Source organism: Klebsiella sp. 64 (assembly GCF_018223915.1).
GTDB classification, from domain to species: Bacteria; Pseudomonadota; Gammaproteobacteria; order Enterobacterales; family Enterobacteriaceae; genus Klebsiella; species Klebsiella pneumoniae.
Map to the genome: position 1 here is coordinate 134,383 of NZ_JAGRQZ010000013.1, position 21,069 is coordinate 155,451.

The following is a 21,069-nucleotide window of genomic DNA, read 5'->3' on the forward strand; positions in this document are numbered from 1 at the left end:
ACGGCGTCGCTTTTATGCCGGGTGGCGGCTGCGCCTTACCCGGCCTACGTTCGTACGACCTGCCGTTAATTTATTCACCATTGTTGCTGAAACTGCCGGTGCTGACGGCCTCAAAATCGCTGAGACGTTCCCGGAAGGCCGTGGCAGTCTCCAGGCCCGTGCCAGCGCAGCGCCGCCGGGCGGTCAGGTTCCGTGCCCGTGGTGGTGCCGGATGGCGGCATAAATGCCTTATCCGGCCTACAGGATCACACCACCCAGGCCCACACCGCTCCCTGCGCCAACGCCGCGCTAATGTGGCTTACACCGGCGTTACCCTGGCCTCCTTCGCCTCGCGCGTCCCGCGATGAAGCAGCGCGTGCAGCAGGATCGCCCCGAAGGTGGCCGTGCCAATCCCGCCCAGCGTAAAGCCGCCCAGCGACAGCGCGAAATCGCCGGCGCCCAGCACCAGGGTCACCGACACCATGATCAAATTGCTGTTTTGACTCAGATCCACCCGGTTTTGCACCCAGATCCGCGCCCCGGCGACGGCAATTAAGCCAAAGACCACGATCGAGGCGCCGCCGATTACCGGCCCGGGAATGGTGTGGATTAATGCGCCGAACTTCGGCGAGAAACCCAACAGCATGGCAATCAGCGCCGCGGCGACAAACACCAGCGTTGAGTAGACCTTGGTCACCGCCATGACGCCGATGTTCTCCGCATAGGTGGTGACCCCGCTGCCGCCCACCGAACCGGAGAGCATGGTCGCCAGCCCGTCGCCGACGAAGGCGCGCCCCATGTACGGGTCCATATTGCGCCCGGTCATCCCGGCGACGGCCTTCAGGTGCCCGAGGTTCTCGGCCACCAGGATCACCGCGACCGGCGCAATCAACATCATCGCCTGGCCGTTAAAGGATGGGGTGGTAAAGTGCGGCAGCCCGAACCACGCCGCCTGGGCGAGGGGGGAGAAGTCCAGCGGTTTGCCAAGGCCCAGGCCGTTAGCCAGCAGGGCGTACAGCGCGCAGGCGACGATCAGGCCGACCAGGATCAGCAGTCGCTGCAGCATCCCGCGGGTAAATACCGCCACTATGCCGATGCAGAGCACAGTTAACACCGCCATCCAGCTGTCGAAGGCGCTGGCGGAGACGCTGCGCACGGCAATCGGCGCCAGGTTCAGGCCGATAGCCATCACCACCGCGCCGGTCACCACCGGCGGCATCAGGCGCTCGATCCAGCGGGTGCCGATCTTCATCACCACCAGACCAATCAGGGTGTAGACCAGCCCGCAGGCGATGATCCCGCCAAGGGCGACGCTCAGATGAGGGTTCAGCCCCTGGCCGTTAAAGCCGGTAATGGCGATCACCACCCCGACAAAAGCGGCGCTGGAGCCGAGATAGCTCGGCACCCGTCCGCCGGTGACGACAAAGAACAGCAGGGTGCCGACGCCCGACATCAGAATAGACAGGTTCGGGTCGAGCCCCATCAACAACGGCATCAGCACCGTCGCGCCGAACATCGCAACGGCGTGCTGCACGCCCATCACCAGCGTTTGCCCGGCCGACAAGCGTTCATCGGGGGCGACAACGCCGGATTCGGCGGCAGGAGAGGTCAGCTTCCAGCGAGGAAAATCGAAGAGTGCCATGATGATATCCCGGGTTAAAGGTTAACAAGCGGGTCGCATAAGCGTGTGATAGCCGCGGTCAAACCACATCAGTCCCCGGGGCCCCGGGTGACGGGTAATGGCCACGACGTGACAAAACAGAATGTCGTGCGTCCCGACGCTGACGCGCTGGTCGATGCGGCAGTCAAAGCTGACCAGAGCCGCCTCCAGCCGCGGACAGCCGGTGGCGCCGGTCTGCCAGTCGGCGGCGGCAAAACGCTCGTCCATTGCCGTTTTACCGCCAAACAGCGTCGACAGGGTCTCCTGTCCGGCCGCCAGGGTATTGACGCATAGCGTGTGGTGTTCGCTGAACACCGGCCACACCGAAGCCGAGCGGTTCAGGCAGACCAGCAGGGTCGGCGGCGTGTCGGTAACGCTGCAGACCGCGCTGGCGGTGAATCCCGCCCGGCCCGCCGGGCCATCGGTGGTAATAATGTTAACCGCGGCGCCGACGTGGGCCATGGCGTCACGGAAACTCGCTTTGTCCGTTAACTCCATCGTAAACTCCTTATGCCAGCAGGCAGGCTTCATCAAAGGACAGGCGCGGCAGGCGGCCGTACAGCTTGCCGGGGTCGCCATAGCCGATGTTCACCAGCAGGTTGCTTTTCCAGCCGTTGTCGGCAAAAAATGCCGCGTCGACTTTTTCCCGGTCAAAACCGGACATTGGCCCGGTGTCGAGGCCCAGCGCCCGGCAGGCAAAAATCAGATACGCCGCCTGCAGGGAGCTGTTGCGAAACGCGGTCTCTTCCGCCAGCTGCGGGCTGGAGGTAAACCAGCTGCGGGCGTCACCGTGGGGAAACAGGGTCGGCAGCCGGTCGTAGAAGGCGCTATCCCACGCCACGATGGCGGTCACCGGCGCCTGCATGGTTTTCTGCAGATTGCCGCTGGAGAGCGTCGGGCGAAGTTTCTCTTTGCCTTCCGCGCTGCGCACGAACACGATGCGCGCTGGCGAACAGTTGGCGGAAGTCGGCCCCATTTTCATCAGGTCCCAGACGGCCTGCAGCTGCGCATCGCTCACTGGCTTATCCAGCCAGCCGTTGTGGGTCCGGGCCTGGGTAAACAGCGTCTCGCAGGCCGTGTGGTTTATCGCGTCGTTCATCGGGTCTCCCTGGCGACCGGCAGCATAGCGGCCAGCCCGTCGCGTAAAATGGTATTAAAGGTATCGGCGTCGGTGACGTTACAGGCATGGCCGCCCCACGGCATTTCCACGAGCTGGCTGCCGGGGATCGCCGTCTGCAGCACGCGGGAGCAGGAGGCGGGGACCAGCAGGTCGTCAGCGGCGCTGATAATCAGCGTCGGGCAGGCGATGGCCGACGCACGGCGTGAAAAATCAGCCTGCTTCAGGGCCTGCAGCCGCTTCAGCAGATTCTCTTTGCCCTGAAAATGGCTGATGGCAAGCGCATCTTCCGCTTCGAGGCGCGGCAGGCGCGCGGCCATCCATTCCGCCGGGTAGAGAAATAGCGGCTGCGCTTCGACCCACGCCTGCGCGCCGCCGGCATGCAGCAGACGCTCGCGCACCTGGAAGCAGCGGCGGGTATGCGGCGACAGCGACAGCCAGCCGTTGACCAGCGCCAGGGCGCTCACCGCCTCGGGGCGATCGAGCGCCAGCTGCAGGCCAATCAGCGCCCCCAGGGCGTGGCCCACCAGCGCGAAGCGGGCGATCCCCGCCGCTTGCAGAGCGCTGAACAGCTCCCCGGCCATCGTCGCCAGGCTGTAGTCGGCGGGCAGCGGACCGGCGTTCTCCCCGGTCCCGTTATGGTCATAACTCACCAGCTGATACTGTTCCTCCAGCGCCGCGCGCTGCGCCAGCCAGTAGCCGCCGCCCCCGCCCAGACCGGCGCTGAGGACCACCACCGGCGCGCCGGGCCACGGAGCCGGAGCAATATTGAGCCTCATCATGTCGGGGTACCGATATGGGCGACGCTGGCGATTTCCACCAGCGCATCGGGCTTCACCAGTCCGCACTGAATGCAGAAGCGCGCCGGTTTATCGCCGGGGAAGAACTCGGCGTAGACCTCGTTAATCGCGGCGTAATTTGTCCAGTCGGTGATAAAGATGCTGTTGAAAGTCACATCCGCCATACTCCCGCCCGCCGTTTCGATAACGCTCCTGATGGTCTCCAGCACGTGGCGGGTTTGCGCCTTTGGGTCGCCGATGTGCACCACATTGTTTTGCTTATCAAACGGCAGGGTGCCCGAGACGTAGACCACCCCGTCGGCGAGCGTCCCCGGAACAAAGGGGGCAATCGGCGCGGTGGTGCCTGGCGGAATAATCACCTGTTTAGGCATAACGTTTCTCCTTGGCTAAAGCCAGCGGGGTGGCGGGGGACAGCGCGTGGCAGAAGCTCTCGACGTCGCTGACCCAGCCGAAAAAGGTTTCAATATTGAACAGCGCCGCCTGCTGGGCGAAGGCCGGGCCGGCCTGATGGGTGGCATCCTCCAGCACGATGCCGAAGTATTCGAGAAAGAAGCCATCGCGCAGCGTCGATTCGACGCAGACGTTGGTGGCGATCCCGGTGAACACCAGGTGGCGTATGCCGCGGCTGCGCAAAATGCTGTCGAGCGGGGTGTTAAAGAAGCCGCTGTAGCGCGGTTTCGGCAACACGATATCGCCTTCCTGCGGCGTCAGCTCGTCCACCAGCTGATAATCCCAGCCGCCTTTCGCCAGCAGCTTGCCCTGCAGCTCCGGACGCTGACGCATCGTTTTCAGCGCGTTGGATTTGTGATAGTTCGGCGAGCCCGGGCCGCCGGCTTCAACATACTGATCATCCCAGCCATTCTGGAACCAGATAATCAACATACCCGCGGCGCGAGCGGCGGCGACGGCGGTATTAATATTGTCGATAACCGGCCGGGTAGCGGAGACGTCAAAGCCGGCGAGATCCAGATAACCGCCCAGGCTGGCGTAGGCGTTCTGCATATCGACCACAATCAGCGCGCTCTGCTGCGGCGCGAAGGTCAGGGATTCCGGGCGAGCGGGAAGGGTAATCATCAGGCCACCTCACGGGTAACAGAAGCAATGTGGTCCCGGCAGCGCATCAGCGGCTGAATGCGTTCGCCAAAGGCGTCAATGCCGGCAAGAAAATCATCAAAGGTCAGCAGCACGCCGTCGGTGCCGGGCACGCTCGCTACTTCATCAAGCATACGGGCGACGCTGGCATACGATCCGACCAGGGTGCCCATGTTAATGTTGACCGCCGAGGTGGGGTCGGCCATCTGGCGCACGTTGGTATCGCTGCCGGAGCGGGTATCTTTCTGACTCTGCTCGGTGAGCCACGCCAGCGCTTCTTCATCGGCGCCCGCTTTGTAATGTTCCCATTTGGCGCGCGCCGCCTCGTCGGTTTCGTCGGCGATCACCATGAACAGCACATAGGACCCCACGTCGCGGCCGGTTTTTTCCGCCGCCTGCATCATGCGTGCGGCGGTCGGGGCAAAGGCCGTTGGCGTGTTGACCCCTTTGCCAAAGCAAAAGTTGTAGTCCGCATGCTGGGCGGAGAAGGCCATCCCGGCATCGCTCTGCCCGGCGCAGATCACCTTCATCGGCTGCGACGGGCGCGGGCTGACCCGGCAGTCGTTCATGGTGAAGTAGTCACCTTTGAAATCGCTGCGCCCGGTGCCCCACAGGTCACGGAGCACCTGGACGTATTCGGTGAGATAGTCATAGCGGCTGGCGAAATAGTCATCTCCCGGCCACATGCCCATCTGGTCATATTCCGGTTTTTGCCAGCCGGTCACCAGATTGACGCCAAACCGGCCGCCGGAGATGGAGTCGATAGTGGAGGCCATCCGGGCGACAATCGCCGGCGGCAGCGTCAGGGTGGCGGCGGTGGCGTAGATCTGGATCTTCGAGGTCACCGCGGCCAGGCCGGCCATCAGGGTGAAGGACTCCAGGTTGTGATCCCAGAATTCAGTTTTCCCGCCGAAGCCGCGCAGTTTGATCATGGAGAGCGCGAAGTCGAAATGGTAGTGCTCGGCCTTCTGCACGATGGCCTTATTCAGTTCAAAGGTCGGCATATACTGCGGGGCATGGGTGGAGATCAGCCAGCCGTTGTTGCCAATGGGAACGAAAACACCAATTTTCATACCTACCTCTCTGCAGTCATGGAAGATGGGTTGCGATGGTGCGGCATCCTGCCTCTCCCTGGACCACCTCGCAGAAAAGGTAAAGCAAAGGCGATGCCAGTTTTATAAATGCTAATGTTATTAATGTGTTACTTTTGAGTTGCTGAAAAGGACGGTAAAAAAGTGGACTGGATGGTCAAAATCAGTGCACGAAAAAACGGCAGTCATGCGCAATCAGGGTGCATGGGGTCGTGTCGGCGCAGGGCTTTTGCTATGCTGGTGGCGTCAACTGAAGGAGAGGATGTATGGCACAGGGCGCGGTGAAGAAAAGCGGCAAACGTTCACAAGCGGTCAGCGCCAAAAAGGAGGCCATCCTGGCCGCCGCGCTGGAGGCATTTTCGCAATTTGGTATTCACGGTACGCGGCTGGAGCAGGTGGCTGAACGCGCCGGGGTATCGAAAACCAATCTGCTCTATTACTACCCTTCGAAAGAGGCGCTGTATGTGGCTGTCCTGCAGCAGATCCTCGCCATCTGGCTGGCGCCGCTGAAGGCCTTTCGTGAGGATATCAGCCCGCTGGTGGCGATCCGCGAATATATTCGCCTGAAGCTGGAAGTGTCCCGCGATCACCCCCAGGCCTCGAAGCTCTTCTGCCTCGAGATGCTGCAGGGGGCGCCGCTGCTGATGGGCGAACTGACCGGGGATCTGAAAGCGCTGGTCGATGAGAAATCGGCGATAGTCTCCGGCTGGATCGACCGCGGCAAGCTGGCGCCGGTCGATCCACAGCATTTAATCTTTATGATCTGGGCTACCACCCAGCATTACGCCGACTTCGCCACCCAGGTGGAGGCGGTCACCGGCGCCACGCTGCAGGATGCGGCCTTTTTTGAACAAACGGTCGATAATGTCCAGCGGATGATTATCGAAGGCATTCGCGTCCGTTAATTGGCGGGCGGCAGCGGGCAGCTTTGATCGCCATCCTCGCACTGTAGCAGCGAGGCGAGGAAAGACTCCCGCTCCACGCTCTTATCGGTCATGCACTGGCTGACCAGCATTGGCTGCATGCTGCCGCCTTCGGCGCCGGACGCGAGAAAGGCGCAGTCGGCGTCGCGCATGGCGATCCATGCCTGCTGCGCCTGCTTCAGTAATGTTTGTTGTTTACCCACCGCCCGCTGCAGGGCCTGCTGCCAGGTGTCGTTCAGTTTTTTATCGGCCGCCTGATACTGCGCAGCCGCGCACTGATTCATTTCGGTTTGGGTGTTGGCGCTGCTGCACTCGTCCGCCAGCGCCGCGCCGCTGGCCAGCAGGGCCATCACGGCAAATAACGTGCGTTTCATTGTTCTGCTCCCATAAAAAAGGCTCCCGTCCGGGAGCCTTAATTAAACACAGCTGACGTCGGCTGTCATTAGCTGATCGCAGCGCAGACTGATTGCCCGGATGGCGGCGCACCGCACCTTATCCGGGCTACCCTTTGGCGGTGGTAGGTAGCCCCGGTAAGCGTAGCGCCACCGGGGAGCCCGTTTTAGCCGATGGTCATCAGGCTGGCGTTACCGCCTGCCGCCGCGGTGTTAACGCTCAGCGAACGCTCGATATACAGCCGCTCCAGCAGCAGATTGGTTTCGCCGCGGGCGAAGCCCTGCACGGAGACAATCGCCCCATCGCGCGCCGCCACCTGCTCGCACAGCTCGCGCAGCTGGTCGGAATCGCCGTGGTAGATAACCGCGTCGAAGGCCTGGCCCGGCAACTGCTCCGCTTTGGCAAAGCGAATGCGCTCGCTGACCTCCCGCGGCAGTTTCTTCGCCAGATCGCGCTGCAGGGCGCTGTCCGGCCACAGTACTTCACAACCCACCGCCAGCACAGCCGCCAGCTGGATCAGCGTATCCTGTTCGTTATCCGCTACGCACAGCACGCGCTCGCGCGGCATCAGCGTCAGGGTGTTGCGCTCGCCGGTTGGCCCCGGCAGCAGGCGTTGAGTGCCGCTTTGCGCCTGCTCGCTGTACTGCTGGCACAGCGCCTGCAGCTCAGGACGGCCCGCGGCCCACTGCTGCAGCGCCTGCAGCGGTTTTTCCAGCAGCGTTTTCAGCTGGGCGTCCAGCGGACGCTCTGCATCCTGGCGGGCGAAGGTCACGCCAACCGCGTCCTGCGGACGGCTGGAGAGCAGACGGTACAGATACAGCGGACCGCCGGCTTTCGGACCGGTACCGGACAACCCTTCGCCGCCGAACGGCTGAACGCCGACCACCGCGCCAACCATATTGCGGTTGACGTACAGGTTGCCCACCTTGGCGCTGCCGGTGACCTGGGCGATGGTTTCGTCGATACGGGTATGCACGCCGAGGGTCAGGCCGTAGCCAGAGGCGTTAATATGCTCGACCAGTTTGTCCAGCTCGTTACGGTTATAGCGCACCACGTGCAGTACCGGGCCGAAGACCTCTTTTTTCAGCTCGTCGAAGCTGTCGAGCTCGATAAGCGTCGGTGGCACGAAGGTCCCGTGACGCCATTCGCGGGCGTCTTCGCTATTCTCACGCACCGCCTGGTAGACGGTGCGGCCTTTGGCGCGCATCGCCTGAATATGGCGTTCGATATTCTCTTTCGCTTCCGCATCGATAACCGGACCGATATCGGTGGTCAGGCGCCCCGGATTGCCCATCCGGCACTCGCTCATGGCGCCGCGCAGCATGGTTAAGGTGTGATCGGCGACCTCTTCCTGCAGGCAAAGCACGCGCAGGGCGGAGCAGCGCTGGCCAGCGCTGTCGAACGCGGAAGCCAGCACGTCGATCACTACCTGCTCGGTGAGCGCCGACGAATCGACGATCATCGCGTTCATCCCGCCGGTTTCGGCGATCAGCGGCGTCGGGCGGCCCTGGGGATCGAGGCGGCTGGCGATATTGCGCTGCAGCAGGGTGGCCACTTCGGTGGAGCCGGTGAACATCACGCCGCGTACGCGCTCATCGGTGGTTAGCGCGGCGCCCACGGTCTCCCCGCGACCCGGCAGCAGTTGAATAACGCCCGGCGGCACGCCGGCTTCCAGCAGAATCGCCACGCCCTGGGCGGCGATAAGCGGCGTCTGCTCGGCAGGTTTCGCCAGCACGCTGTTGCCGGCCGCCAGCGCGGCGGCAATCTGGCCGGTGAAGATCGCCAGCGGGAAGTTCCACGGGCTGATACAGACCACCGGACCCAGCGGGCGGTGAGTTTCATTATCGAAATCGTCGCGCACCTGGCCGGCGTAATAGTGCAGGAAGTCAACGGCTTCGCGCACTTCAGCGATGGCGTTGCTGAAGGTTTTACCCGCCTCGCGCACCAGGATCCCCATCAGGGTCGGCATTTGGCTTTCCATCAGCACCGCGGCGCGCTCAAGAATGGCGGCGCGCTCCTGCGGCGGAGTGGCGAACCAGATCGGCGCATTCTTGATAGCGCTGGTCAGCGCCTGCTGCACTTCAGCGTCGCTGGCTTCGCGGACGTAGCCGACGATATCTTTCGGCTCTGCCGGGTTAACCACCGGCTGCATTTCGCCTTCGGCCACCGGCTGCTCCAGCATCGGCAATGCCTGCCATTTATGCAGCGCGCTGTTGAGCAGGGAAGAGGAGAGGGAGGCCAGACGGTGCTCGTTCGCCAGATCGAGACCGGCGGAGTTGCTCCGGCCGCTGCCGTAGAGATCGCGCGGCAGCGGGATTTTCGGATGCGGCAGGCCGGCCTGGCCTTCCTGCTGCGCCAGTTTTTCTACCGCGCTGACCGGGTCGGCCACCAGCTCGTCCAGCGGCAGGGTATTGTCCGCGATACGGTTGACGAAAGAGGTATTGGCGCCGTTCTCCAGCAGACGACGCACCAGATACGCCAGCAGCGTCTCGTGGGTGCCCACCGGGGCGTAGATGCGGCACGGACGGTTCAGTTTGCCGTCGGCGACCTTGCCCACCACCTGCTCGTACAGCGGTTCGCCCATGCCGTGCAGGCACTGGAACTCATACTGGCCCGGGTAGTAGTTCTGGCCCGCCAGCTGGTAGATAGCCGCCAGAGTATGAGCGTTATGGGTGGCGAACTGCGGGTAAATCAGGTTCGGCACCGCCAGCAGCTTCTTAGCGCAGGCGAGGTAGGAGACGTCGGTGTAAACCTTGCGGGTGTATACCGGATAGCCTTCGAGACCTTCCATCTGCGCGCGTTTAATTTCGCTATCCCAGTAGGCGCCTTTCACCAGACGGATCATCAGGCGACGGCGGCTGCGGGTGGCGAGGTCAATCAGGTAATCAATGACAAACGGACAGCGCTTCTGGTAGGCCTGAATCACGAAGCCAATCCCGTTCCAGCCGGCCAGTTCCGGCTCGAAGCACAGTTTTTCCAGCAGGTCGAGGGAGATCTCCAAACGGTCGGCCTCTTCGGCGTCAATATTTATGCCGATGTCATACTGGCGCGCCAGCAGGGTCAGCGATTTCAGCCGCGGGTAAAGCTCTTCCATCACCCGGTCATACTGCGCGCGGCTGTAGCGCGGGTGCAGCGCGGAGAGCTTAATGGAGATACCCGGACCTTCATAAATGCCGCGGCCGTTGGAGGCTTTACCGATGGCATGGATCGCCTGCTGATAAGAAACCATATAGGCCTGGGCGTCAGCGGCGGTCAGGGCGGCTTCGCCGAGCATATCGTAGGAGTAGCGGAACCCTTTTTCTTCCAGCTTGCGGGCGTTGGCCAGCGCTTCGGCGATGGTTTCCCCGGTGACGAACTGCTCGCCCATCAGGCGCATCGCCATATCCACGCCTTTGCGGATCAGCGGTTCGCCGCTCTTGCCGATGATGCGGTTCAGGGAGCGGGAGAGGCTGGTCTCGTTATGGGTCGACACCAGTTTTCCGGTGAACAGCAGCCCCCAGGTGGCGGCGTTGACGAACAGCGACGGGCTGCGGCCGATGTGCGACTGCCAGTTGCCGTTGCTGATTTTGTCGCGGATCAGCGCATCGCGGGTGGCTTTATCCGGAATACGCAGCAGGGCTTCCGCCAGGCACATCAGCGCCACCCCTTCCTGTGAAGAGAGGGAGAACTCCTGCAGCAGGCTCTGCACCATACCGGCGCGGCCGCTGGCGGTTTTCTGGTTGCGCAGTTTTTCCGCCAGCTGATACGCCAGCTTGTGCGCCTGTTCGCCCAGCGGCTGCGGCAGACGGGCCTGCTCCAGCAGCATCGGTACCGCGTCGGTTTCCGGACGTCGCCAGGCGGCGGTGATCGCCGCGCGGCTCACCGACTGCGGCAGGATCTGCTCGGCGAATTCGAGAAACGGCTGATAGGGCTCTTCCGTTGGTTCGCTGGCGTCATCGCTTTCGTTGGCGGCCCCGGAGAGCAGGGCCGGCAGCTCAGGCAGCGTCTCGTCGTTCTCCAGTTTTTCCAGATAATTAAAGATGGCCTGCTTAATCAGCCAGTGCGGCGTGCGGTCAATACGGCTCGCGGCGGATTTAATGCGCTCGCGGGTTGCGTCGTCAAGCTTAACACCCATGGTGGTGGTGCCCATGCTCAAAACTCCTGTCATTTATCGTTAGGCTTATGCGGTTGCATGGAAATATCCACTATGTTGCAACTTTGTGCAACCTTGTTAATTGTGGCTTGTGACGGAAGCCGTGAAATGGCTAATTTGTTAAAAATAACCCCTAAAATAGCAGAAATTTAACCCCGGGCTCATAGGGTATTTGTATGCGTGAGTTAACACTTTTGTTTGGTGCAACCTTTAAAAACGTGAGAGAGTGCAACCTCTAACAAATTGACGTTTTGCGCCGTCGGTTTTTCGTGTAAATGCTGTGTTAAATCGTTTGTGAAAAACCGAAGCTTCCGTCAGGATACGGTCGCCCAATTAAACAATGCGCCATTACCCCGTTCCGGTAGTGGAAAAAAACGACGAAGTTGGACGCTGTCGATAAAAATTCTGGAGACTTTGCATGGCTATTAGCACACCGATGCTGGTGACATTTATTGTTTATATTTTTGGTATGGTATTGATAGGGTTTATTGCCTGGCGTTCGACCAAAAACTTCGATGATTATATTCTCGGGGGAAGGAGTCTGGGGCCATTTGTGACCGCGCTTTCCGCAGGGGCGTCGGATATGAGCGGCTGGCTGCTGATGGGCCTGCCAGGGGCGATTTTTCTCTCCGGGATTTCCGAAAGCTGGATCGCCATTGGCTTAACGCTGGGGGCGTGGATTAACTGGAAGCTGGTGGCCGGTCGCCTGCGCGTGCATACCGAGGTGAATAATAACGCCCTGACGCTGCCCGATTATTTTACCGGCCGTTTTGAAGATAAAAGCCGGGTGCTGAGAATTATTTCGGCGCTGGTTATTCTGCTGTTCTTTACCATCTATTGCGCTTCAGGAATTGTCGCGGGGGCGCGTCTGTTTGAAAGCACCTTCGGCATGAGTTATGAAACCGCACTGTGGGCCGGGGCGGCGGCGACGATTATCTATACCTTCGTCGGCGGCTTCCTCGCCGTTAGCTGGACCGATACCGTGCAGGCCAGCCTGATGATTTTCGCGCTGATCCTCACCCCGGTGATCGTGATTATTTCCGTCGGCGGCTTTGGCGATTCGCTGGAAGTGATTAAGCAGAAGAGCATCGAAAATATCGACATGCTGAAAGGGCTGAACTTCGTGGCGATTATCTCGCTGATGGGCTGGGGGCTGGGTTATTTCGGTCAGCCGCATATTCTGGCGCGCTTTATGGCGGCGGATTCGCACCACAGCATCGTTCACGCACGTCGCATTAGTATGACCTGGATGATCCTCTGCCTCGGCGGGGCGGTGGCCGTCGGCTTCTTTGGCATCGCCTACTTCAATAACAACCCGAGCCTGGCGGGCGCGGTTAACCAGAACGCCGAGCGCGTGTTTATCGAACTGGCGCAAATCCTGTTTAACCCGTGGATTGCCGGGATCCTGCTGTCGGCGATTCTGGCGGCGGTGATGTCCACCCTGAGCTGTCAGCTGCTGGTCTGCTCGAGCGCAATTACCGAAGACCTGTATAAAGCCTTCCTGCGTAAAAACGCCGGTCAGAAAGAGCTGGTGTGGGTGGGCCGTATGATGGTGCTGGTGGTTGCCCTGGTGGCCATTGCCCTGGCGGCCAATCCGGAAAACCGCGTGCTGGGTCTGGTGAGCTACGCCTGGGCTGGCTTCGGCGCCGCCTTTGGCCCGGTGGTCCTGTTCTCGGTAATGTGGTCGCGCATGACCCGTAACGGCGCGCTGGCCGGGATGGTGATTGGCGCCCTGACCGTGATCGTCTGGAAGCAGTTTGGCTGGCTGGGCCTGTATGAAATCATTCCGGGCTTTGTCTTCGGCAGCATCGGGATTGTGGTCTTTAGCCTGCTGGATAAAGCGCCGTCGGCCAGCATGCAGCAGCGCTTTGCCGAAGCGGATGCCCACTACCATACGCCGCCGCCGGTACGCGCCACGGCTGAGTAAGATCATCTGATGCTCACGAGCCCGCCGCTGGCGGGCTTTTTATTGCCTGGTGCCGTGCCGGAATATTATAACCCTTGCTAATTATCTGAAAATCCGCTGATATTTCCTGACTAATAACAATGAGGATAGCAAAGATGACGTTCAGACAGGGTGCAATGGCGCTGGTGCTGGCAGGGTTACTCAGCGGCTGCGTGGCGGGTGGAAGTTCATCGACCAGCGCGCCGAAGCCCGGCGTCTGCCCGGCGGATAAGTCCATGGTGCAAACCACGCTTTACTTCGGTCTGAGCCGCCCGGCGGGGAAAGACATCACCGCTGAAGAGTGGCAACAGTTTGTCGACCGTGACGTCACGCCGCGCTTTCGCGACGGGCTGACGGTGTTTGATGCCCACGGCCAGTGGCTTGGCCAGAATGGTCAGGTGGTGCGGGAGCAGAGCAAGGCGCTGATGGTGATCCATGGGCATGACGTACAGAGCGAGGCCGGTATTGAGGCTCTGCGCCAGGGCTATAAATCACGCTTCGCGCAGGAGTCGGTGATGCGTGTCGACCAGCCGGTCTGCGTGCAGTTCTGAGTAAACGGCGGGGGCAGCCCCGCCGTTTGTTTTACAGCACCAGCCCGGCGAAGCTGGCGGAAAGCAGGCTTACCAGCGTGGCGCTATACACCAGCCGCAGGCCGAAGCGGGAGACGATATTGCCCTGCGGTTCATTCAGGCCTTTGATCGCCCCGGCGATAATGCCGATCGAGGCAAAGTTGGCAAACGACACCAGGAATACCGAGAGAATGCCGAGCCCGCGAGGAGTCATGCTGGCGGCAATCTTTTGCAGCTCAATCATCGCCACAAATTCGTTAGCGACCAGTTTGGTGGCCATGATGCTGCCGGCGTTTAGCGCATCGCTCAGCGGGATGCCGATAAGCCACGCCAGCGGATAAAAGACGTAGCCGAGGATCTGCTGGAAGCTGAGACCAAACAGGGTGGCGAACAGCTCGTTAATGGCGCTGATCAGGGCGATAAAACCGATCAGCATCGCCAGAATAATCATCGCCACTTTAAAGCCGGCCAGAATATATTCCCCGAGCATTTCAAAGAAACTCTGCGATTCATGCAGCTTCTCGAGTTTTATTTCCTGCTCGCTGCCCGGCCGCGTCGGGTTAATTACCGACAGCACGATAAAGGTGCTGAACATATTGAGGATCAGCGCTGCGACGACATATTTGGCGTCCAGCATGGTCATATAGGCGCCGACAATCGACAGCGATACGGTCGACATGGCCGTCGCCGCCATAGTGAACAGTCGCCGTGAGGAGAGGTCGCCCAGTACGCCCTTGTAGGCAATGAAGTTCTCCGACTGGCCGAGGATCAGCGAGCTGACGGCGTTGAAAGATTCCAGCTTACCCATGCCGTTTACTTTCGACAGCAGGGTGCCAATCACGCGAATAAAAATCGGCAGGATCCGCCAGTGCTGGAGAATACCAATCAGCGCGGAAATAAACACAATCGGACACAGGACGCCCAGGAAAATAAAGGCTAAGCCTTTTTCGCTCATGCCGCCAAAGACGAAATTGGTCCCTTCGGCGGCAAAGCCTAACAGCGAAGCAAAAAAGCCGGAAATATTTTTTACCAGCCACAGGCCGCTTTCGGCGTGCAGGAAAAAGAAAGCGAGCGCTATTTCGATAATAATCAACTGGAGAATATAACGAATACGAATTTTTTGTCTGTCGTAGCTGACAAGCCAGGCCAGGGCGAGGATCACCGCCAGCGCCAGCAGGAAATGAAAAAATGCAGTCATGTTGTTCTTTTCGCAAGTCAATAAGGCCGCCATTTAGCCATAGCCGCTACGGCGGGTAAATATCTGGCGTAAAAAATCCTTTGCTTATTCTTTCCCTTCATAACAGGCGAATATTTTCATAAGTCATTATTTGTCAGCGATTTATTTACAACTGATCATCATTCTCTGCACATTTCGCTTGTGTTTCTGAGCATTGTAATGATAATCACTATCATAAATATTACCTGTTTTTGCATTCGTTGACGGTGCTTTACATTTAAGGGTATTGGCATGTTTGTCCCATTTCTCATTATGTTACGCGAAGGCCTGGAGGCGGCGCTGATTGTCAGCCTGATCGCCAGCTATCTGAAACGCACCCAGCGCGGCAACTGGATTGGCGTGATGTGGATTGGCGTGATCCTCGCGGCGGCGCTGTGTCTTGGCTTAGGCATTTTTATCAACGAAACCACCGGTGAATTTCCTCAGCGTGAACAGGAGCTGTTCGAAGGGATCGTCGCGGTCATTGCGGTGGTGATCCTGACGTGGATGGTCTTCTGGATGCGCAATGTCTCACGCAACGTCAAGCAGCAGCTGGAGCAGGCCGTGGACAAGGCGCTGCAGCGCGGTAATCACCACGGCTGGGCGCTGGTGATGATGGTCTTTTTCGCGGTCGCCCGTGAGGGGCTGGAGTCGGTCTTCTTTCTGCTGGCGGCCTTCCAGCAGGATGTCGGCATCTGGCCGCCGCTGGGGGCGCTGCTGGGTCTGGCCACCGCTATCGTGCTGGGCTTCCTGATCTACTGGGGCGGTATCCGCCTTAACCTTGGCGTGTTCTTCAAATGGACCAGCCTGTTTATTCTGCTGGTGGCCGCTGGCCTGGCCGCGGGGGCGATCCGCGCCTTCCACGAGGCGGGCCTGTGGAACCTGTTCCAGGATACCGCCTTCGATCTGAGCAACGTGCTGTCGACGCATACGCTGTTCGGCACGCTGCTGGAAGGGATCTTCGGCTATCAGGAGACGCCGAGCGTCAGCGAAGTGGCTGTCTATCTGCTTTATCTGATCCCGGCGCTGGTGCTGTTTGCCCTGCCGCCGCGGAATAATACCACTGCCTCGCGGGCTGCCTGACCGGGCGCTGCGAGCTTATAAGCGACACTCTACTTACCGAAAGGGATGATCATGATGATTCATTTTCGCCGTAATGCGCTGCGGGTGACCGTGGCCGCGCTGCTCAGCTCTGCATTCGGTGCTCAGGCTGCGGATATCCCGCAGGTCAAAGTCACCGTCAACGACAAGCAGTGCGAGCCGATGCAGGTGACCGTTAACGCGGGTAAAACCCAGTTTATTATTCAGAACCACAGCCAGAAAGCGCTGGAGTGGGAGATTCTGAAAGGGGTGATGGTGGTGGAAGAGCGCGAAAACATCGCGCCGGGCTTTACTCAGAAGCTCACCGCGAACCTGCAGCCGGGCGAATATGACATGACCTGTGGCCTGCTCACCAACCCGAAAGGCAAACTGATCGTCACCGGCGCCGCCACCAAAGACGCGGCGAAAGCGGATGCGGTGCTGAGCCTCGGCGACGCGATCACCGCCTATAAAGCCTATGTGACGGCGGAAACCGCGCAGCTGGTTAGCGGCACCAAAGCCTTTACCGACGCGGTGAAAGCCGGCGATATCGAAAAAGCGAAAGCGCTGTACGCCCCGACGCGTCAGCATTACGAGCGCATCGAGCCCATTGCCGAGCTGTTCTCTGACCTTGACGGCAGCATCGACGCCCGCGAAGACGACTTCGAGAAAAAAGCGGAAGATCCGAAATTTACCGGTTTCCACCGTCTGGAAAAAGCGCTGTTTGGCGATAACAGCGTCAAAGGGATGGAAAAATATGCCGATCAGCTGAACAGCGATGTGCTGGAGCTGCAAAAGCGTATCAGCGAGCTGGCGTTCCCGCCGTCAAAAGTCGTGGGCGGCGCGGCAGGATTAATTGAGGAAGTCGCGGCCAGCAAGATCAGCGGTGAAGAAGATCGCTACAGCCATACCGATCTGTGGGACTTCCAGGCCAACATTGACGGCGCGCAGAAAATTGTCGACCTGCTGCGCCCGCAGCTGCAAAAAGAGAACAGCGCGCTGCTGGCGAAAGTGGACGCCAACTTTAAGAAAGTGGACAGCATCCTCAGCAAATATCGCACCAAAGACGGCTTCGAGACCTACGATAAGCTGACCACCGCCGACCGTAATGCGCTGAAAGGGCCGATCACCACCCTGGCGGAAGATCTGGCTCAGCTGCGCGGGATCCTGGGGCTGGACTAAGTCGATGGCACAGCAGAAACCCCACGACGTGAACGAGCCGTCACGTCGTCGCTTACTGAAAGGGATCGGCGCGCTTGGCGGCGCGCTGGCCATCACCGGCGGCTGCCCGGTAGCGCATGCGGCAAAAGCGGAAAGTTCCCCGGGGACGCTCACACCCGACGCGCGCCAGGAAAAGCAGCCATTCTATGGCCGGCATCAGGCGGGCATTCTGACGCCGCAGCAGGCTTCGATGATGCTGGTGGCCTTCGATGTGCTGGCGGCTGATAAAGCCGACCTCGAGCGGCTGTTTCGACTGCTGACCCAGCGTATCGCCTTTTTAACCCAGGGCGGCCCGGCGCCGGACACGCCGAATCCGCGGCTGCCGCCGATGGATTCCGGCATCCTGGGGCCGTGGATTGCGCCAGATAACCTGACCATCACCGTCTCGGTCGGCCATTCGCTATTTGATGAGCGCTTTGGCCTGGCGGATAAAGCACCGAAAAAGCTGCAGCCGATGACCCGCTTCCCCAACGATTCGCTGGATGCCGCGCTGTGCCATGGCGACCTGCTGCTGCAGATCTGCGCCAATACTCAGGATACGGTGATCCACGCCCTGCGTGATGTCATCAAACATACGCCGGATCTGCTGAGCGTGCGCTGGAAGCGGGAAGGGTTTATCTCCGACAGCGCGGCGCGTAGCAAAGGCAAAGAGACCCCCATCAACCTGTTGGGGTTTAAGGACGGCACCGCTAACCCGGCGAGCCACGACAGCGCGCTGATGGATAAGGTAGTGTGGGTGACAGCCGATCAGGACGAGCCGGCCTGGACCGTGGGCGGCAGCTATCAGGCGGCGCGCATCATCCAGTTTCACGTGGAGTTCTGGGATCGGACGCCGCTCAAGGAGCAGCAGACGATCTTTGGTCGCGACAAGCACACCGGTGCGCCGCTGGGGATGAAAAACGAACACGATACCCCGGATTACAGCAAAGATCCTAACGGCGAAGTCATTGCGCTGGATAGCCATATTCGTCTGGCCAATCCCCGCACGCCGGAAACCCAGTCCAGCCTGATGATGCGCCGCGGCTACAGCTATTCGCTGGGGGTTACTAACGCCGGACAACTGGATATGGGGCTGTTATTCGTTTGCTATCAGCACGATCTGGAAAAGGGTTTTCTGACGGTGCAGAAACGGCTTAACGGCGAGGCGCTGGAGGAGTATGTCAAACCGATCGGCGGGGGCTACTTCTTTGTTTTACCCGGCGTAGTTGATGAAAAACACTATCTGGGAGAGTCGCTGCTGCAGGCCTGATACCGACCCTGCCCGTAAGGGCAGGGCGTTTTCTGCTGTTTTTCTCATTTTTCTTATATTTCCTGCCATGTGTTATATTTCTGTAATACAAATGACCGATAGTCTCCTACACTTGCTTAAGAACTATTTGTTGCGTCATTGTGAAAAATAAGTTGCATTAAGAATCTTTTTTGATGTACTTATTACATACGCGGTAGTTCCCGGCAGTGTGACGTTTCACTATGGAGATCGCGAATGGTAAGGTCCCGTACCGGACAACGTAAAATCTCAGACCGTACTCTTCAGCACGGAAGCCCCGCTTCCGGCAGCGATTTTCTTACTCTTTCTCTCTCCGCTTCGCATTATTACAACCTTGGCAGGGTACGCGGTGCGCGTAGCCGCGACTCGTTGTCAGTTCTACCGGCAAGCAATGGCTTACAAGGAAGCCAAACCTCAATCGTTCGTGCGCATAGTCGCGTCGATGTTGACGCGTGTGATGTAAACCAACAACGCAAGGTGCTATCCATGGGAAGACAAAAAGCAGTGATCAAAGCTCGTCGTGAAGCAAAACGTGTGCTGAGACGGGATTCACGCAGCCATAAGCAGCGTGAAGAAGAATCGGTCACATCGCTTGTGCAAATGAGTGGCGTAGAAGCAATTGGCATGGCGCGGGACAGCCGTGATACTTCCCCAATTGAGGCGCGCAATGAGGCTCAGGCGCATTATTTGAATGCCATCGACAATAAGCAGCTGATTTTCGCTACCGGCGAAGCTGGATGCGGCAAGACCTGGATCAGTGCGGCGAAGGCAGCTGAAGCCCTGATCCATAAGGATGTGGACAGAATTATTGTTACCCGTCCCGTTCTGCAGGCCGACGAAGATCTCGGCTTCTTACCGGGAGATATCGCCGAGAAGTTCGCTCCCTATTTCCGACCGGTTTACGATGTGCTGGTGAAAAGGCTGGGGGCTTCCTTTATGCAGTACTGCCTGCGTCCGGAAATCGGCAAGGTGGAAATCGCGCCGTTCGCCTATATGCGCGGACGTACCTTTGAAAATGCGGTGGTGATTCTGGACGAGGCCCAGAACGTGACCGCAGCGCAAATGAAGATGTTTTTAACCCGCCTCGGGGAGAACGTGACGGTCATCGTCAATGGCGATATCACCCAGTGCGACTTGCCCTCTGGCGTGAGATCTGGCCTGAGCGATGCGCTGGCGCGTTTTGAGGAAGACGAGATGATCGGCATCGTGCGTTTCACCACCGATGACTGCGTGCGCTCGGCCCTCTGCCAGCGGACGCTGAAAGCCTATTATTAATCGTCATACTGTGAGCAAGGCCCGGGCTAGCCCGGGCTTTGTTGTTTTTGGGCATCCTCCCGGCGGCGCTGCGCTTAGCCGGGCTACCTGGCGGGTACGGTCTGGTAGCCCGGGAGAGGCATTGCTGCCGACCCCGGGGATGTCTGCGGTGCCACATGCGAAAAAAAAGCCCGTACTTGCGTACGAGCTCTTCTTAAAATATGGCGGTGAGGGGGGATTGACTCGCTTCGCTCGCCCCTGCGGGGCAGCCCGCTTACTGCGTGCGCGGTCTGTCCAACTGGCTGCGCCAGTTGTCGAACCCCGGTCGGGGGGTCTCATCCCCCCCTGCGGAGAATATAAAAGAAAAGAGCCCGTACTTGCGTACAGGCTCTCATCTCGAATATGGCGGTGAGGGGGGGATTCGAACCCCCGATACGTTGCCGTATACACACTTTCCAGGCGTGCTCCTTCAGCCACTCGGACACCTCACCATATTGTCTTGCTGCTCACCTTGGGTGGGCAACGGGGCGCTACTATAGGGAGTTGCGTTAAAACGGTCAAGCATATTTTCTTCTTTCTTTGCCGTTCGCTCACGCAATGAACAATGCCCCGCTGCGGCTCAGCGGGGCGGGCGTTTTAGCGCTGGGAATCCAGCTGTTCGTTATTCTTCACGACGTCCTGCGCTTTGCTGTAGCTTTCGATCAGCAGCTGGTAGGCCGGGAAGACTTTGGTGTACACCTCCGCCCATTCTGCGGCGTCCGGGCGATTCCAGGTGCGCTGCAGCTCAGAGGCGACGGCGGCGGTATCCATTGGCACTACGCCGGCCTGTACCACGCGAGCCAGGGTGATCTCCTGCGCCATTTTGCTGTAGGTGCCGGAAGCGTCAATCACGGCAAACACTTTATAACCGTCGGCGACAGCGGCGATAGCCGGGAAGGCCATGCAGACGCTGGTGATGGTCCCGGCGATAATCAGCGTTTTACGACCGGTCGCTTTCACCGCGGCGACGAATTCCGGGTTATCCCAGGCGTTAATCTCACCTTTACGGGCGATGTATTTCGCATGCGGCGCGTTTTCATGAATCTCCGGGATCAGCGGGCCGTTTGGCCCCTGCGGCACGGAGGCGGTCGTGATCACCGGGATCCCGGCAAGCGACGCCATCTTGGCCAGCGCGGCGGCGCGAGCGCGCAGCTCTGGCATCGGCATATCGCCGACGGTCTGGAACAGACCGCTCTGATGGTCAATCAACAGCATTGCGGTATCGTTAACATCAATCACCGGACGAGCACCGTTAAAGTTAGCGGGAGTAGACATAGTATTCACCTCAATC

At 59.7% G+C, this 21,069-nt stretch carries 18 protein-coding genes, 1 tRNA gene and 1 other RNA gene; 7 read left to right on the plus strand and 13 right to left on the minus strand.

The annotated features are described in order from the left end of the window. Positions 1-298: 298 nt before the first annotated feature. From rutG to rutA, 7 genes are read right to left on the minus strand one after another with little or no spacing between them, the layout of a single operon-like run. Positions 299-1,621 carry a pyrimidine utilization transport protein G gene (gene rutG, locus KHQ23_RS10685; protein ID WP_004211313.1) on the minus strand — a complete coding sequence of 441 codons (1,323 nt, stop codon included), beginning with the start codon at positions 1,619-1,621 and terminating at the stop codon, positions 299-301. 21 nt (positions 1,622-1,642) lie between these two features. Beyond that, positions 1,643-2,137, minus strand: a complete 495-nt coding sequence (gene rutF / locus KHQ23_RS10690; RefSeq protein ID WP_032434302.1) for an NADH-dependent FMN reductase RutF — start codon at positions 2,135-2,137, stop codon at positions 1,643-1,645. A 10-nt stretch (positions 2,138-2,147) separates the two neighbouring features. Beyond that, complete coding sequence (locus tag KHQ23_RS10695) at positions 2,148-2,738, minus strand: malonic semialdehyde reductase (RefSeq protein WP_002898814.1); 591 nt, start codon at positions 2,736-2,738, stop codon at positions 2,148-2,150. Continuing rightward, entirely contained in the window at positions 2,735-3,538 is an 804-nt protein-coding gene (rutD, locus tag KHQ23_RS10700) for a pyrimidine utilization protein D (RefSeq protein WP_009308385.1), read from the minus strand. The genes KHQ23_RS10695 and rutD overlap by 4 nt, the downstream gene beginning before the upstream one ends. Then, positions 3,535-3,927 carry a pyrimidine utilization protein C gene (gene rutC, locus KHQ23_RS10705; protein ID WP_002898877.1) on the minus strand — a complete coding sequence of 131 codons (393 nt, stop codon included), beginning with the start codon at positions 3,925-3,927 and terminating at the stop codon, positions 3,535-3,537. The genes rutD and rutC overlap by 4 nt, the downstream gene beginning before the upstream one ends. Further along, positions 3,920-4,630: a pyrimidine utilization protein B gene (gene rutB, locus KHQ23_RS10710; RefSeq protein WP_211776948.1), complete on the minus strand. Its 711-nt coding sequence runs from the start codon at positions 4,628-4,630 to the stop codon at positions 3,920-3,922. Before rutB ends, rutC begins: the two co-directional genes overlap by 8 nt. After that, positions 4,630-5,721, minus strand: a complete 1,092-nt coding sequence (rutA, locus tag KHQ23_RS10715; RefSeq protein ID WP_004176608.1) for a pyrimidine utilization protein A — start codon at positions 5,719-5,721, stop codon at positions 4,630-4,632. The genes rutB and rutA overlap by 1 nt, the downstream gene beginning before the upstream one ends. 284 nt (positions 5,722-6,005) lie before the next feature. Here rutA and rutR point away from each other — a divergent pair, with 284 nt between their 5' ends. Next, the gene (rutR, locus tag KHQ23_RS10720) at positions 6,006-6,644 is read left to right on the plus strand and encodes an HTH-type transcriptional regulator RutR (protein ID WP_002898883.1); all 639 of its coding nucleotides are present in this window, start codon (positions 6,006-6,008) and stop codon (positions 6,642-6,644) included. Here rutR and KHQ23_RS10725 read toward each other — a convergent pair. Continuing rightward, positions 6,641-7,036: a lysozyme inhibitor LprI family protein gene (locus KHQ23_RS10725; RefSeq protein ID WP_032434304.1), complete on the minus strand. Its 396-nt coding sequence runs from the start codon at positions 7,034-7,036 to the stop codon at positions 6,641-6,643. The genes rutR and KHQ23_RS10725 overlap by 4 nt on opposite strands. Before the next feature lie 185 nt (positions 7,037-7,221). Then, positions 7,222-11,184: a trifunctional transcriptional regulator/proline dehydrogenase/L-glutamate gamma-semialdehyde dehydrogenase gene (gene putA, locus KHQ23_RS10730; protein ID WP_211776947.1), complete on the minus strand. Its 3,963-nt coding sequence runs from the start codon at positions 11,182-11,184 to the stop codon at positions 7,222-7,224. A gap of 421 nt (positions 11,185-11,605) precedes the next feature. Between putA and putP the strand changes: the two genes are divergently transcribed. Then, entirely contained in the window at positions 11,606-13,114 is a 1,509-nt protein-coding gene (putP, locus tag KHQ23_RS10735; RefSeq protein WP_004147889.1) for a sodium/proline symporter PutP, read from the plus strand. A 134-nt stretch (positions 13,115-13,248) separates the two neighbouring features. After that, entirely contained in the window at positions 13,249-13,683 is a 435-nt protein-coding gene (locus tag KHQ23_RS10740) for a DUF3574 domain-containing protein (RefSeq protein ID WP_032421204.1), read from the plus strand. A gap of 31 nt (positions 13,684-13,714) precedes the next feature. Here KHQ23_RS10740 and KHQ23_RS10745 read toward each other — a convergent pair whose 3' ends face one another. Beyond that, positions 13,715-14,899, minus strand: coding sequence for a NupC/NupG family nucleoside CNT transporter (locus tag KHQ23_RS10745; RefSeq protein ID WP_211776946.1), 1,185 nt, complete (start codon positions 14,897-14,899; stop codon positions 13,715-13,717). A 270-nt stretch (positions 14,900-15,169) separates the two neighbouring features. Between KHQ23_RS10745 and efeU the strand changes: the two genes are divergently transcribed. From efeU to phoH, 4 genes are all read left to right on the plus strand, one after another. Then, positions 15,170-16,000, plus strand: a complete 831-nt coding sequence (efeU, locus tag KHQ23_RS10750) for an iron uptake transporter permease EfeU (protein ID WP_002898913.1) — start codon at positions 15,170-15,172, stop codon at positions 15,998-16,000. 51 nt (positions 16,001-16,051) lie between these two features. Beyond that, positions 16,052-17,179: an iron uptake system protein EfeO gene (gene efeO / locus KHQ23_RS10755; protein ID WP_004157740.1), complete on the plus strand. Its 1,128-nt coding sequence runs from the start codon at positions 16,052-16,054 to the stop codon at positions 17,177-17,179. A gap of 4 nt (positions 17,180-17,183) precedes the next feature. Beyond that, positions 17,184-18,467, plus strand: a complete 1,284-nt coding sequence (gene efeB, locus KHQ23_RS10760; protein WP_004147893.1) for an iron uptake transporter deferrochelatase/peroxidase subunit — start codon at positions 17,184-17,186, stop codon at positions 18,465-18,467. Positions 18,468-18,971: 504 nt separating this feature from the next. Beyond that, positions 18,972-19,760 (plus strand): phosphate starvation-inducible protein PhoH, encoded by a 789-nt coding sequence (gene phoH / locus KHQ23_RS10765; RefSeq protein ID WP_002898923.1) that lies wholly within the window; start codon positions 18,972-18,974, stop codon positions 19,758-19,760. 201 nt (positions 19,761-19,961) lie between these two features. Here the strand turns inward: phoH and KHQ23_RS10770 are convergent. The 3 genes from KHQ23_RS10770 to KHQ23_RS10780 all read right to left on the minus strand — a co-directional run bounded on the left by KHQ23_RS10770 (position 19,962) and on the right by KHQ23_RS10780 (position 21,053). Continuing rightward, positions 19,962-20,099, minus strand: a non-coding RNA gene (locus KHQ23_RS10770) — RtT sRNA. 43 nt (positions 20,100-20,142) lie between these two features. Then, positions 20,143-20,230: transfer RNA gene (locus tag KHQ23_RS10775), tRNA-Ser, on the minus strand. A 145-nt stretch (positions 20,231-20,375) separates the two neighbouring features. Further along, the gene (locus tag KHQ23_RS10780) at positions 20,376-21,053 is read right to left on the minus strand and encodes an isochorismatase family protein (RefSeq protein WP_002898927.1); all 678 of its coding nucleotides are present in this window, start codon (positions 21,051-21,053) and stop codon (positions 20,376-20,378) included. Between the last annotated feature and the right edge of the window lie 16 nt (positions 21,054-21,069).